Annotated in this window: 15 protein-coding genes; 1 reads left to right on the forward strand and 14 read right to left on the reverse strand. The window is 68.3% G+C overall.

Annotation, left to right across the window (positions count from 1 at the left end; all coding sequences use genetic code 11):
• Positions 1–48: 48 nt before the first annotated feature.
• The 13 genes from G7Y29_RS09185 to dacB all read right to left on the reverse strand — a co-directional run bounded on the left by G7Y29_RS09185 (position 49) and on the right by dacB (position 11,445).
• Positions 49–879, reverse strand: coding sequence for a hypothetical protein (locus G7Y29_RS09185; protein ID WP_165002283.1), 831 nt, complete (start codon positions 877–879; stop codon positions 49–51).
• Positions 880–941: 62 nt separating this feature from the next.
• Entirely contained in the window at positions 942–1,733 is a 792-nt protein-coding gene (locus G7Y29_RS09190) for a pantoate--beta-alanine ligase (RefSeq protein WP_165002284.1), read from the reverse strand.
• Complete coding sequence (locus G7Y29_RS09195) at positions 1,734–2,435, reverse strand: 6PGD fold domain-containing protein (protein WP_165002285.1); 702 nt, start codon at positions 2,433–2,435, stop codon at positions 1,734–1,736.
• On the reverse strand, positions 2,436–3,410 hold the full coding sequence (locus tag G7Y29_RS09200) for a DUF6779 domain-containing protein (protein ID WP_249399744.1): 975 nt from the start codon (positions 3,408–3,410) through the stop codon (positions 2,436–2,438).
• Between the two features lie 10 nt (positions 3,411–3,420).
• Complete coding sequence (locus tag G7Y29_RS09205) at positions 3,421–3,888, reverse strand: DUF3180 domain-containing protein (protein ID WP_165002286.1); 468 nt, start codon at positions 3,886–3,888, stop codon at positions 3,421–3,423.
• Positions 3,885–4,343 carry a 2-amino-4-hydroxy-6-hydroxymethyldihydropteridine diphosphokinase gene (gene folK / locus G7Y29_RS09210; RefSeq protein WP_165002287.1) on the reverse strand — a complete coding sequence of 153 codons (459 nt, stop codon included), beginning with the start codon at positions 4,341–4,343 and terminating at the stop codon, positions 3,885–3,887. The genes G7Y29_RS09205 and folK overlap by 4 nt, the downstream gene beginning before the upstream one ends.
• A gap of 3 nt (positions 4,344–4,346) precedes the next feature.
• A complete protein-coding gene (folB, locus tag G7Y29_RS09215) occupies positions 4,347–4,724 on the reverse strand; it encodes a dihydroneopterin aldolase (RefSeq protein ID WP_165002288.1) in 378 nt (125 codons plus the stop codon).
• Complete coding sequence (gene folP / locus G7Y29_RS09220) at positions 4,717–5,568, reverse strand: dihydropteroate synthase (protein ID WP_165002289.1); 852 nt, start codon at positions 5,566–5,568, stop codon at positions 4,717–4,719. Before folP ends, folB begins: the two co-directional genes overlap by 8 nt.
• Before the next feature lie 5 nt (positions 5,569–5,573).
• On the reverse strand, positions 5,574–6,149 hold the full coding sequence (gene folE / locus G7Y29_RS09225; protein WP_165002290.1) for a GTP cyclohydrolase I FolE: 576 nt from the start codon (positions 6,147–6,149) through the stop codon (positions 5,574–5,576).
• Positions 6,139–8,586 carry an ATP-dependent zinc metalloprotease FtsH gene (gene ftsH / locus G7Y29_RS09230; protein WP_165002291.1) on the reverse strand — a complete coding sequence of 816 codons (2,448 nt, stop codon included), beginning with the start codon at positions 8,584–8,586 and terminating at the stop codon, positions 6,139–6,141. Before ftsH ends, folE begins: the two co-directional genes overlap by 11 nt.
• Before the next feature lie 28 nt (positions 8,587–8,614).
• Positions 8,615–9,268, reverse strand: coding sequence for a hypoxanthine phosphoribosyltransferase (gene hpt / locus G7Y29_RS09235; RefSeq protein WP_165002292.1), 654 nt, complete (start codon positions 9,266–9,268; stop codon positions 8,615–8,617).
• A gap of 18 nt (positions 9,269–9,286) precedes the next feature.
• Positions 9,287–10,192: a tRNA lysidine(34) synthetase TilS gene (tilS, locus tag G7Y29_RS09240; RefSeq protein WP_165002293.1), complete on the reverse strand. Its 906-nt coding sequence runs from the start codon at positions 10,190–10,192 to the stop codon at positions 9,287–9,289.
• Positions 10,192–11,445, reverse strand: a complete 1,254-nt coding sequence (gene dacB, locus G7Y29_RS09245; protein ID WP_165002294.1) for a D-alanyl-D-alanine carboxypeptidase/D-alanyl-D-alanine endopeptidase — start codon at positions 11,443–11,445, stop codon at positions 10,192–10,194. Before dacB ends, tilS begins: the two co-directional genes overlap by 1 nt.
• 67 nt (positions 11,446–11,512) lie before the next feature.
• On the opposite strand from dacB, the gene G7Y29_RS09250 reads away from it, so the two are divergent.
• Positions 11,513–12,046, forward strand: coding sequence for an inorganic diphosphatase (locus tag G7Y29_RS09250; RefSeq protein ID WP_165002295.1), 534 nt, complete (start codon positions 11,513–11,515; stop codon positions 12,044–12,046).
• A gap of 220 nt (positions 12,047–12,266) precedes the next feature.
• Here the strand turns inward: G7Y29_RS09250 and G7Y29_RS09255 are convergent, their stop codons facing one another.
• Positions 12,267–13,106 (reverse strand): hypothetical protein, encoded by an 840-nt coding sequence (locus G7Y29_RS09255; protein ID WP_165002296.1) that lies wholly within the window; start codon positions 13,104–13,106, stop codon positions 12,267–12,269.
• Between the last annotated feature and the right edge of the window lie 11 nt (positions 13,107–13,117).

Consider the following 13,117-nt stretch of genomic DNA (forward strand, 5'->3'; position numbering starts at 1 on the left):
GGTGAACCAGATTAGTCGGTGCGATGCCCGAGCGGGAGTTCAGCCCAGCTAGGGGCACACCGGAAGTGCGAGGCGCTGCTCCTCGGCGTCGCGGCCGTTGATGAGAATGCCGTAGTCGCTGTTCGCGCCCTTAGGCGCCAGGAAATACGCGGGTTCCGACGAGTCCTCCAACGTGACGGAGGTGACCTCGCACTGGCCGTTGCTCAGCACATGGGCGGAGGTGCTCTCGGGCAGCGCCGCGTCGCGGGCTGTCTCGGAGTCATACTTGATCACGGAGACACCGAGGTCAGCGTCCGCGCACCGGATCTTTCCCAGCTGGCCTGCATCCGCAGCGGCTTCAGCGCACGGCAAACCGTTCCATCCCTTGAGCCCCTCCCTTGCAGAGACGATATCCGGGAACGCCATGTGGATCTCCTGATTCACGCCCTCCCACCGCTCACCCGCGCCGCGATGGGTGTACCACCACAAACCGCCCGCCGCCGCGGACAGCAGAAGCACGGCGGCAAGCAGCCACGGCCAGACGGCACGCTGGGACGTGGACCGCTCGGGTTTCACCGTGGCGCCGGGGGCGGAACCCGTCTCTGGGAAGTACTGCCGGGGGCGGAAGCTGCCAACACCGGCGTCGGCCCATTGAGCCCGCGCCAGCTCGCGCAGCGACACAATGTTAATGTCCGGCGCATTCGGGTCGTCCAGCTTAGAGTCGTACGCGCCGCGCTTGCCCGGGTGGCCCAGGATGCGCCTGGCGACGTCCAGCTCCTCCATACCACCTGGGTTGGTAGGTGCACCTGCGTTGATGCGGCGGTCAAGCTCACCCGCGATGGACGCTGAATCCATGGCACGGTCGAGTCCGAGTGACGAGTACAAGTCGTAGTGGGCCATGGAATTCCTCGCGAGCTGGTGTTATCGGAAGCGGCTGTCAGCCACGATCAATATACCGCCACCTAGCCCTCTTTGTTCTTGAATCCCACCCCGAGGGGAACCCCGACGTTATCGCTCAGGCGCACGCCGCCGAGGGTGACGGCGGCGAGCAGGCGGGCGTCGCCGCGCTCAGGCGCGGGGCCGAAGTTGAGGCCGCGGATCTCGAGGTAGTCGGGGGTGAGCCCCGCGGCCTCGAGAACGCCTCGCGCGGTGGCGAGGACGGCGTCCGCCCCGCGCTCGGCGACGTGCGCCCCGGCAGTCAGTGCGGCGGACAAGGCGAGCGCGGCGTCGCGGTCGGTTTCGGCAATCGAGGTATTGCGTAGCGACATCGCCACACCTGTCGACGTCCGCACCGTCGGCACGCTGTGCAGCTTGACCTCCACGCGCAGAGCGCTGACGGCTTGCTGCACGGCCGCGAGCAGTTCGAAGTCCTTCTCCCCCAGCACCACATCGGTGGCGTGGGTGGCGTTGACGGCGGCGAGCACGCCGGCGACGGATTCGGCGATCTCGGCGGCATCCTCGAGGTGGTCGAGGCCCGTGCTTATCCGCGCGCCCTCTCCCAGCGCGCCATGGAAGACCACGTCCACCTTTTCCTCGGCGAAGACGTCGGGAACCTCGTCACCGGCGTAGGTGACCATGACGACCGCGCCAAGCAACGAGCGCGCCGCGCGGATCAGCTGCACATGGCCGGCGTGGACGCCAGTACCCAGCGGCACCACCACCACGGACTTGCCCACCTTGCGAAACGCCCGGCCGTACACCGCGAGCTGCGCGGGGTCGGTGACAACAACGGCGGTACCTGGTTCAAAGGCCATCTACGTACAATCCTTGTCCGCTGTGGAAATCGCCCACAGCTCGATTTCTGCGTCGCCGGTGCGTTCGGCATGGCGGCGCTCCAGGTCCGCGAAAAGGCGGGCAACTCCCGGTTCCTCAATCACCCGGTGCATCTGTTCCAGGACAGCCGGGTCGGCCGAACCGAGTGCGACGGGTTCACCGTGGACGAAGTCGTCCTCGAACGCGTCCGCCGATTCCACGGCGGAGCGCAGAAGCTGGAAGGCATCCCGCCGCACGACGCGCTCCAGCGCCATGAGCCGCAGCGCCGCAGCGACCCCGAGGCGCTGGCTGTCCGAGATCGGGTGGCTGACCCCGCCAAGCTCCGCGACGAGCAACCCGATGACGGTCTCACCGAGTTCGTCGGCCGCCGATGTCACCCAGTGGTTGGCCCACATGTTATGGGCGGCCATGACGACGGCGCCGCGCGTCTCCACAGCGTCGAGAAGCTGTGTGCCCTCGCTCAGCGCGGTGTGGATGAACATCTGCCGCGGACGCACGAAAGGTTCAAGCGCGTCCACGCTGCGCGCGATCCACCCCGTGTCTGACGTGTCCAGCAGAACCAGGTCGACATGTTTGACGTCCTCTGGCGTATCGACGGCCCGCAGAACGTGGCCCGCCTGAGCAAACGCCCTGGCCAGTTCTGTCTCACCCGTCACCGCACCGATGGTGAGGCGTGGCGTCATCTACTCCGCGTCCTTGTTGTCGTTGTCCCTCTTCGACCGTGCGAGCAGCTCGGCCACGGTCAGTGAACCGCGGCCATGCTCGTCACGGCGGCGGCGCCCGCCACGCACATCTTCATCCTGCTTCGGCGCGGGCGCCGGCTTCGGCTCCGGCTTTGGCTCCGGCTCCGGCGTGACCGGCTCGACATGTTCCGCCTGGCGCTCACTGATCAGCTGCGACAGCGGGTTCTGCGCGTTGGTGAGCGTGTCGCGCTGCGTTCCGAACCGGCCGGCGATGGCGTCGAAGGACGGCGCGCCGACCGGGCGGGAGAGACCCGGTTCTGGCTTCACCACCGGCTCGGCCTTCTTAACCGGTGCCTCGTCGGTCACCCGCTTGATCTTCGCGGTCTCGTCGGTGGAGGGACCTGAGGTGGGCTTCTCTGCCGGGGCAGCTGCCGCGGCTTGCGCAGCTTCTACAGGTTCCGCAGCGGGCACGGCCGGTTCTGCGGGCTCCTCCCGCTTGGTGGAGCCCCCCGCCCGCTCGAGTTCGGCAATCCGGCGCGCCTCGGCCCGCAAGGCTGCGGGCTCGTACTCGAACTGCCGGCCCGAGAGCTCCTCCAGCTGCGCGCGCAGCCGGGCGAGCTCAGCTTGGATCTCACGCAGGACTTCGACGTCAACCCCGGTCGGGGCACCACCCGCATTGCGCTCGAGCGCCCGCGCGGCCCGGTCGGCCTCGCCCCGGGCGTGCACGGCATCGAGCTGCGCCTCGTAGCGCTCCTCGCGGGCGACGAGCTCGCGCTCGGCCGTGTCTCGGTCGCGGCGCAGGCGGGCCGCCAGCAGGATTCCCGCCGCGGCGGCCCAGAGCGCGAGCACGAGCGAGACTTTGAGAACGTTGGCCGAGTTCGTGAACAGCATGACCACGGTGCCCACGACCGCGAGGGCGAAGGGCACGACGATCCACAGAGTTCCGCTGTCGCGGGACGGTTTCTCGGCATTCATGCCCATCACCTTAGCCAACCGGCTCACCCTCAGTCGGCGGCGACACCTCGCAGGAGCGCTCGAGAACCACCCCGGCAATTGCCAGAGCGAGCCCGCCGAGGGCGCCCGACACCGTGCCCGGCAGATCGTCCTGCGCGGCCGCGAGCACGTCCAGACGCGGCACGATGTAGACGAGCAGCCCGGTGAACAACCCGCCGCAGACCGCGCCCGCCCACGCGCTGGCCTTGCCCAGCAGCATGAAGTTGGCCGCCATCATGGGGTTGAGCTGCGAGCGGTCGAGGCCCACCTTGCCCTCCTCGCGTCGCTTCCTCACCATGTACGCGGTGAACAGGCAGGCGGCGGCGACGATCCACAGCGGCAGGGACGCGGTTGCCCCGACGGTGGTCAGCGCGCCATAGAACCGGCGCACGAGGATGAAGGCGGCGGCAGCCATGAATCCGGCCAGAGCGACCAATGCCGGTACCTGGGTCCTGCTCACAGTCTCCTCACCCCCTCCGAACCAAGCTTATCGACGATCCCCGCAACGCTTTCCCCCTCCAACTCCGCACCCGGGTCGATCTCGAGCCACGGCACGAGCACGAACGCCCGCTGGCTCGCGCGCGGGTGGGGCAAAGTGAGGCCCGGGTCGTCGGACGCGTGGCCGTCGATACGCACGATGTCCACGTCGAGGGTGCGCGGGCCCCACCGGGTCTCACGCACGCGCCGCGCGCGCGACTCGAGGTTCTGGCAGCGACGCAGCAGCTCCAGCGGTGTCTGGTCGACCTCGACGATGAGAACCTGGTTGAGAAAGTCGTTCTGCGCCACCCCGCCCCACGGCGCGGTGGCGTAGAGGGAGGACGCCGCGACGAGCTCGCCCGCGAACTCGTCGACGACGCTCGCGAGGTGCGCGCGGGAGTCCTCCATGTTGGAGCCCGTGGAGAGAACGGCGCGCACGACCTACCCCTTCAAGTTCTTGCGGGAGCGCCGCGCCACGACGGCGACGTCGTCGAAGATCAGCGGGATCGGCGCGTGCGGCTTATGCACGGTGACCTCGACCGCGTGGAGGATCGCGTACTTGTGCAGCGCCGCGTCGGCGATCTCGGTTGCGACCGTTTCCACGAGCTGGCGCGGGGTGCCGCACGCGATGTCATGGGCGAGCTGCGCCAGCTCCGCGTAGTTGACGGTCTTGGTCAGGTCGTCTGCCGCCGCGGCCCCTGCGAAGTCGAGCCAGCACACAATATCTAGCGTGAAGACCTGGCCGAACTCCGTCTCGTGCGGCAGCACACCGTGGTTGGCGTGGACCTTCAGACCCGTGAGCTCGATGCGGTCAGCCACGGCCGGCCCTTCTCATCGCGGCGGCGACGTCCACGGCGTCGCGCGAAGCCGCGACCTCGTGGACCCGCACGCACCACGCACCCATCTGCGCCGAGATGGCGCTCACGGCGGCGGTGGCCGGGTCGGCGTCGACAGGTGCGTGCTCGAGGCCGCGGTCGGCGCGGATGGAGGCGAGGAAGCGCTTGCGCGACGCCCCCACCAGCACGGGGAACTCGCCTGCAATGAACTCCGGCAGCGCCGCAAGCAACTGCCAGTTTTCCTCGCCCGTCTTGGCGAAGCCGAGGCCCGGGTCCACCACGATCTGGCTGCGGCGCACCCCCGCGGCGAGGGCGTCGTCGATGCACTGCCCCAATAGCGCGTGCACGTCTCCGGTGACGTCGCCACCGTGGTCGGAGGCACCGGACGCGCTGCCGAAGACGTCCGTGCGCCAGTGCATGAGACACACCGGCAGGCCGGTGTCCGCCATGACGCGGTACATGTCCATGTCGGCGAGTCCGGCGGAGACGTCGTTGATCAGGTCTACCCCGGCCTCAGCTGCCGCGGCGGCGGTGGAGGCGCGCATCGTGTCCACCGAGGTGCGGATGCCCTCCGCGCTCAGTGCCTGGATGACGGGGCGGATGCGCTGCGCCTCCACGTCAGCCGGCACGCGAGTCGCACCCGGGCGCGTCGACTCCGCGCCGACGTCGATGATGTCTGCACCCTGCGCGACCAGCTCGCGGGCGTGCTCCAGAGCGCTATCAAGCTCGAGCCAGCGCCCACCGTCGGAGAACGAGTCCGCGGTGATGTTGAGGATGCCCATCACCAGCGTGCGCCCGGGCACCGTTAGGTCCTGCACCGTCGTCATGTCTCTTACCTCCTGATCAAACTGAGCACCTCGGCGCGCGAGGCGGCATTGTGCTGGAACCCGCCGCGCACCGCCGACGTCGTGGTCACGGCACCCGGCTTGCGGATGCCGCGCATGGCCATGCACAGGTGCTCGCACTCAATGACGACAATGACGGCCTGGGCGTCGAGTTTGTCCACCAGCGCGTCGGCGATCTGCGCGGTGAGGCGCTCCTGCACCTGCGGGCGCTTGGCGTACAGGTCCGCCAGCCGGGCCAGCTTGGACAGGCCGGTCACCTTGCCGTCCGCACCCGGGATGTAACCGATGTGCGCGGTGCCGAAGAACGGCACGAGGTGGTGCTCGCACGTCGAGTAGATCGGGATGTCGCGCACCAGCACGAGCTCCTGGTGGTTCTCGGCGAAGGTCTTCTCCAGCACGTCGGTCGGCTCCGCGTGCAGGCCGGCGAAAACTTCCTCGTAGGCGCGTGCGACGCGGGCCGGGGTCTCGGCTAGGCCCTCGCGGTCAGGGTCCTCGCCGACCGCGATGAGCAGCTCGCGCACCGCGGCTTCCGCGCGCCCGCGGTCGAAAGCCTTAGCTCTCATCTTCGCTCCTCACCCGCGGAATCTCGGTGGTCTCCGCTGTTGCGGGGGTGTCAGGCTTAGCGACGTCCACCGCGTCACGCTTCGGAGACTCCTCACCCTCCGGCTTGGCGCGGCGCCCCGTTGGGAGCGTCTCGGTGTCGTTCCATTCGTGGTCCGGGCGCTCGTTCGCCGGCAGCTGGAAACCGACCGGTTGCTCCGGCTGCTCCGGCTGCTCCGGCTGCTCCGGCTGCTCCGGCTGCTCCGGCTGAGCGTAGTTCCGCATGCCTGGGTGCACACCGGCGCCCGGGTAGGTCCAGCCTGCCGGCGGCTTCGGGCCGCCGTACTGCGGCTGGTCGGAGGCATGCTGGGCAGGTTGTTCCCCGGCCGCCTTCTGGCCCGGACGCCAGCGCGTCGAACCGGTTTTTTCCTCGCTCTTCTTCGCACCGGCGTTGGCTGCCTCGCGTTGCGCCATGCGGCGCTCGCGCGCGGTGCGGGACATCTCCAGCAGCGAAACCTTTTTCGGCGGCTCCTCGCCGCGCTCCTCCGCCAACTCCACCGGGGTTTTGACCGGCGCGCGGCCCTCCTGCGCGGTGAAGCGCTCATCCACGACCGGCAGGCCCGATTCGCGCGGCTCAATGCCGTCGAAGATGGCCTCCAGATCGGGACGGCGCAGCGTCTCTTTCTCCAACAGCTTGGCGGCGAGCTGGTCCAGGTAGTCCCGGTGCTCGGCGAGGATGGAGTAGGCGCGGGCGTGGGCGACGTCGATAAGCTCGTGCACTTCGCGGTCGATGGTTTCCGCTACCGCGGGCGAGTAGTCGTACTGGTTACCCGCCCCCATGTGTGAGAAGGGGTCGCCCTGCTCGGTGCCGTACTTCACGGCGCCGAGAGTGCTCGACATGCCGTACTCGGTGACCATCGCGCGGGCGATCCTTGTGGCCTGCTCGATGTCCGAGCTCGCGCCCGTGGTCGGCTCGCCGAAGACGAGCTCCTCCGCGGCGCGCCCGCCCATGGCGAAGACGAGTCGGGCGAAGAGTTCGTCACGGTTGTACATGCCCTTGTCGTCCTCCTGCGCCGTCATGGCGTGGCCGCCGGTGCGGCCGCGGGCGAGAATGGTGACCTTATACACGCGCTCGATGTCCTTGAGCGCCCAGGCGCTGAGCGTGTGGCCACCCTCGTGGTAGGCCGTGACTTTCTTTTCCTTCTCGGAGATGATCTTGGAGCTGCGGCGCGGCCCGCCGATGACGCGGTCGGTAGCTTCCTCCAGCGCGTCGGCGGTGATCACGTTGCCGCCGATGCGGGCGGTCAGCAGCGCGGCCTCGTTGAGCACGTTGGCCAGGTCCGCGCCGGACATGCCGGCGGTGCGCTTGGCCAGGGCGTCCAGGTTCGCGTCGGGGCCGAGCGGCTTGTCTTTGGCGTGGACCTTGAGAATCTGCTGCCGGCCGGCCAGGTCGGGGTTGGTCACCGGGATCTGGCGGTCGAAGCGGCCCGGGCGCAACAATGCCGGGTCGAGGATGTCGGGGCGGTTCGTCGCGGCGATGAGGATGACACCCTCGCGGTCGCCGAATCCGTCCATCTCCACGAGCAGCTGGTTGAGCGTCTGCTCGCGCTCGTCGTGGCCGCCGCCGGTACCGGAGCCGCGCTGTCGGCCCACTGCGTCGATCTCGTCGACGAAGATGATGCACGGCGAGTTCTCGCGGGCCTGCTTGAACAGGTCGCGCACGCGCGAGGCGCCGACACCGACGAACATCTCCACGAAGTCGGAACCCGAGATGGAGTAGAACGGCACGCCCGCCTCACCCGCGACGGCGCGGGCCAACAGGGTTTTGCCGGTGCCGGGCGGGCCATAGAGCAGCACGCCGCGGGGGATTTTCGCACCGAGCTTCTCGTAGATGCCCGGGTCCTGCAGGAAGTCCACAACCTCCTGCAGCTCGTCAACAGCCTCGTCCGCGCCGGCGACATCGGCGAAGGTGTTTGTCGGGTTGTCCTTGGTCAGCTGCTTCGCCTTCGACCCGCCAATGCCGAACATGCCGCCGCCAGCCTGCATGCGGTACATGAAGTAGGACAGCAGGCCGAAGATCAGGATCATCGGCAGCATGAAGCCGAGCATGGACATCAGGAAGGAATCCTGCGTCACGTTGGTCTCGTAACTGTCGGCGCCGGAGCCGCGCACGGCGTCGAAAATTTCCGGCGTGGTGCGCGCCGGGTACTGCGCCATGACGGATTCGACGCCCTCGCGCTCGTCCACGGTGATCGGCTCACGAAGGTCGATGCGGACGCGCTGCTCGCGGTCGTCGATCTGCACCTCGCGGGCATTGTCGTTCTGCAGCTGTTCCAGGGCGACGGAGGTGTCCACCGTCTGGTAGCTGCGGGTATCGTCCCCGAGGAGCGTGAACAGGTAAAGGACGATCAGAGCGGCGGCGCCGAAAATGCCCCACCGCAGAACTTTTTTGTTTTCCATGTATTCCTGTGTTGTGTAAAGGGGGGACTTAGATTTCGACGGACTCGGGTCCCTCGGCGCGGCCCGGGGTGGGCTGCTCGCCGTCGTGCCCGTCAGAGTAGACCCGCGGGTGGAGGGTGCCCACGTACGGCAGGTCGCGGTAGCGCTCGGAGTAGTCCAACCCGTAGCCGATGACGAACTCGTTCGGGATGTCGAAGCCGATGTCGAGCAGGTTGATCTTGGCGGTCTGGACCTCGGGCTTGCGCAGCAGGGTGATCACGTTCAGCGATGCCGGCCCGCGCCCGGCCAGGTTCTTTATTAGCCAGGACAGCGTGAGACCGGAATCGATGATGTCCTCGACGATGAGGACGTCGCGGCCGGCGATGTCCTTGTCCAGGTCCTTGAGAATGCGCACCACGCCCGAGCTGGTTGTTGACGACCCGTAGGACGACACCGCCATGAACTCAAGCTGACACGGAATGTCGAGGCGGCGGGCGAAATCCGTGAGGAAGAACACCGCCCCCTTGAGCACGCACACCAGGATGAGCTCCTGGTCCGCGCCGCGGTATTTTTCCGACACCATGTCCGCGAGTTCCTGCACGCGTGCGGCCAGCTCCTCCTCTGAGATGAGGATCGCCTCGACGTCGTCGCCGTAGGCGTTGGCGGGCACATCGAAGTTCTTTGTGTCATGCAGCGCGGTCATGGTGACTCATTGTGCCACCTAACTGGATGTTTGGACAACCACGAGGCGCCCGTCGACCCGTCGCACCGCGCGGCCGGCACCGAGGTTGACGGCCCCTTGGCCCCGCCAATGCGTGATGAGACGCTCGATGGACGCGAGCTGCGCGCCGTCGATACGCGCTCCGTGGCCGTGGAGCCACGCGACAAGCCTGCGGCGTCGCACCGGCTCGGGAGAGGCGGCAAGCTCGGTGCAGTCGGAACTCGGCGAGACGTCGATCAGCATTTCCAGCAAGGAGCGCTCGGCGGCGATGCGGTTCGCGGCAGCGCTTAGCGACGGCACCGCGTCCCCGCCGATGAGCTCAGAGAGCTTCGGGATGACGGAATGCCGGATGGCGACCCGACGGAATGACGCATCCGCGTTCATCGGGTCGTTCCAGGGCACAATACCCAACTCTTCACAGGCACCGGTCGTGTCCGCGCGGCGGATTCCCAAAAACGGGCGCACCACCCTGCCGTCGAGCCCGCCGCGCGGCGCCATCCCCGCGGGGTTGCCGCGCAGCGCCCCCAGCAAGAGCGTTTCGGCCTGGTCGTCCGCAGTATGGGCGACCCATGCGTCGAGGCCGTACGACAGCAAAGCGGCGTAGCGGGCGTCACGTGCGGCGGCCTCCAGATTCGGCCCGGAGACCGAGACGGGGACGACGGAGGCGTCCACGCCCCACCCGCGCGCCTGTTCAGCGGCCCGCTCGGCCACCTCCGCGGACCCCTCCTGCAGCCCGTGGTCCACCACCACGGCTGTGACATCCTTCCCTTCCGCGGCGGCCGCCGCCACGAGGGCGAGGGAGTCGGCCCCGCCTGACAATCCGATGATGGCGGGGCCGTGGAATGCGCGGACGGAGCGTCGGCAAGCGAGAAAGTGCGGGCTGTGGCGGGGCCAGAAAGGCTCCACTAGAAATCCCTCAAAGCGGATGCGAGCGTGTCCAGGGCGCGGCGGGCGGGCAGGATCTCCGAGTCGTTGGAGAGCAGCGCGAACGTGTAGACGTTTCCCCTGGTACTGGTCACGGTACCGGCGAGAGCAGAGGTGTTGTCGAGGGTGCCGGTTTTGGCGCGGACCCAGCCGCGCCCGGGTAGCTCGACGTAGCGGTCCTGGAGAGTGCCCTCGCCGTGCGCGACCGGCAGCGCGTCGAGCAGCGGCGCGATATCCCCGCCTTGAGCCGCGCTCAACAGGACGTCGTTGAGCAGGCTGGGGGTGATCAGGTTGAGCGTGGACAGGCCGGAGGAGTCGGTGAGAGAGGTGCCCGCGGTGTTGAAGCCGCGCTCGGACAGCGCGTCGAGCGTCGCCTGCGGCGAGGTGGACCCGCGGTGCAGCGCAACCTCGCGGCCGATGGCCTCGGCCATGACGTTGTCGGAGTCCTTCATCGTCGCGCGCAGCCGCGTGACCAGATCCGGCGACTCCACTGTCGCCACGACCTCGGCATCAGGGCCCGCGGTGGTGAAACCGGTGGTGGCCGCACCGACGCGGTCGGCCACCGCTTGAGCCACGTCGAGCGCCGGGGTGTGCGAGCGCGGCACGTCGCCCGACTCGGCCTCGAGGCCCCGGCCGCCGTTGAGCATGGCCGGCTCGAGGGGGGCGATGAAACCGGCGTCGATGTCCACCGGGTTCCACCCGGGCAACATGGTCTCCCCCGGCCACGCCGAGGTGTCGATGTAGACGGCGTCGGCATGGCCGATCTGCCGGGCCAGATCATCAATGGCGTCGGCGTTCATCCAGACGTCGCCCGCGGCCTTGATCACCACCTCGCCCTCGTTGGCGCCGCGGACTACCTCTGTAGTGATGGTGTCGGTCGCGCCAAGCTCCACGATCGCGGCGGCGCCCGTGAGCAGCTTCGTGCTCGATGCCGGGCGCAGCGGCTGGTCGGGCTGGGTTTCAAAGACGGTTTCGCCGGTGACGGCGTCGCTAATGCGGGCGTGGAACGTGCCCAACGCGGGGTCGGCAGCGAGCGCCGCCACGGTGTCGTAGCGCGCGCCCGCATCCACGGCCTCGGGCGTGGCCGGCTCCAGCACGGGCGCCGCAGCTGGCAGGGAATACGCGGGGGCCACGGTGAGCTCGGCCAACTCGCGCTGCGCCACCACCCCGAACCCGGCGACACCCCCGACGGCGACGAGCGCCACCGCACCTGTTACCCACGTCCACACTTTCATCGGCGACAACCTTAGTCCACGTATGATGGGCGACGTCTAATTCACGCACCGCATGTAAGGAGCATCCATGGCTATTGAGGTCATCATCGAGATCCCGAAGGGTTCCCGCAACAAGTACGAGGTCGACCACGAGTCCGGCAAGATCTTCCTCGACCGCTACCTGTTCACCCCGATGGCCTACCCGGCGGACTACGGCTTCATCGACAACACACTGGCTGACGACGGCGACCCGCTCGACGCCCTCGTGATCACCCCTGAACCCGTGTTCCCCGGCGTGACCGTCATCGCCCGCCCGATCGGCGTGTTCAAGATGACCGATGAGGCCGGCGGCGACGACAAGCTGCTCTGCGTGCTCGATGACGTGCGCTACGAGTCCTTCCAGGACATCGACGACATCGACGACTTCACCAAGGACGAGATCGAGCACTTCTTCGTGCACTACAAGGACCTCGAACCGAACAAGGAGGTCACCGGCTCCGGCTGGGGAAACCGCGAGGAGGCTGAGAAGATCCTGCAGGATTCGCTGGACAACTTCGCCAGGGTCGGCGACAACTCCCGCGAGGGCCTCCAGGAGGAGAAGGAAGCGAAGACGGCGAACTAGCCTTTCGCTTATCGACGCCCGGTTGCCCCCGCAGCCGGGCGTTTCCGCGTCATCGGTTTGCTGTGCTCGGTTTGCCGTGCTCGGTTTGCTGTGCTCGGTTTGCGCACCCCACGCGATAACCACCTGGGCTTTTACCGCTCGTTTACGCCAAACTGAGCACTCGAAAGTGAGCACGGCGTGTGGCGGTGCTGGCGACCTCGGCGGGCCCCGGCGAGTGCAGTTACACCAGGAAGCGGCGGCCGTACGCGAAGGCGGCCGCGCCGATCACCGAGGCGATAACCAGGGCGAACAAGGTTTTGGAAACGGTGTTGTTGCCGGTCTCGGCGGCGATGCCGCGCTGGCTGGGCGCGGCGGCCGGCTCAGCGGTTGCCTCCGCTGCACCTGCCGCGCGCGCTGCATTTGCCCCGGCCGGGGTGGCCGCGTATTCCACGTTCTGGCCGGCTGCGCGGGCGGCCTCCAGGGCCTGGCGCGCAACCTCGGCGCCGTTGCTGGCCAGCAGAGCCTGGGAGGCGTCGGTCTCGTCGGCGGTGGGCTCGGCGTCGACGCGGGCGAGGTCGCTGACGTAGGTCTTGCCGTCGGCGTTGAGGTAGTAGCTGGTCTGGTTGACCGTCAGCACGGGCGGCAGCGCCAGCAGGCCGGCGGCGACGGGGTCTTCGGAGTCGGTGTCGACGTGCTCGGGACCGAACACGTCCTCGTGCTGGACCTCCGGCTTGACCTCGGTAGCGGGGGCGTCCGCGATCGCAGTGGCACGGGCGTCGGCGGCCTCCGCGTTGGACGGCGCGACCGCCTCCCCGGAGTCGACGAGCCCGGCGACCGCGGCACGAGAGACCTCGACAGCCTTCTCGCGGTCCTCCGAGGTAAGGGAGTTGAACGCGACCTCGGCCAGCTCGCGATCCGGAAGGTAGTGGGTGCCTTCCTGGTTGAGGAAGTACTCGTGGCCGCGGGCGTCGGCGGTCACGGCCGGGTAGTCCTCGGCCAGAGCTGCGGGAGCCGTGCCCGGGATAACGGCGAATGCGAGGGCACCGGTGAGAGCGGCGCCGATGAGGGAGGTGCGCTTCATGTTGGTCTCTC

The organism is Corynebacterium qintianiae, assembly GCF_011038645.2.
GTDB classification, from domain to species: Bacteria; Actinomycetota; Actinomycetes; order Mycobacteriales; family Mycobacteriaceae; genus Corynebacterium; species Corynebacterium qintianiae.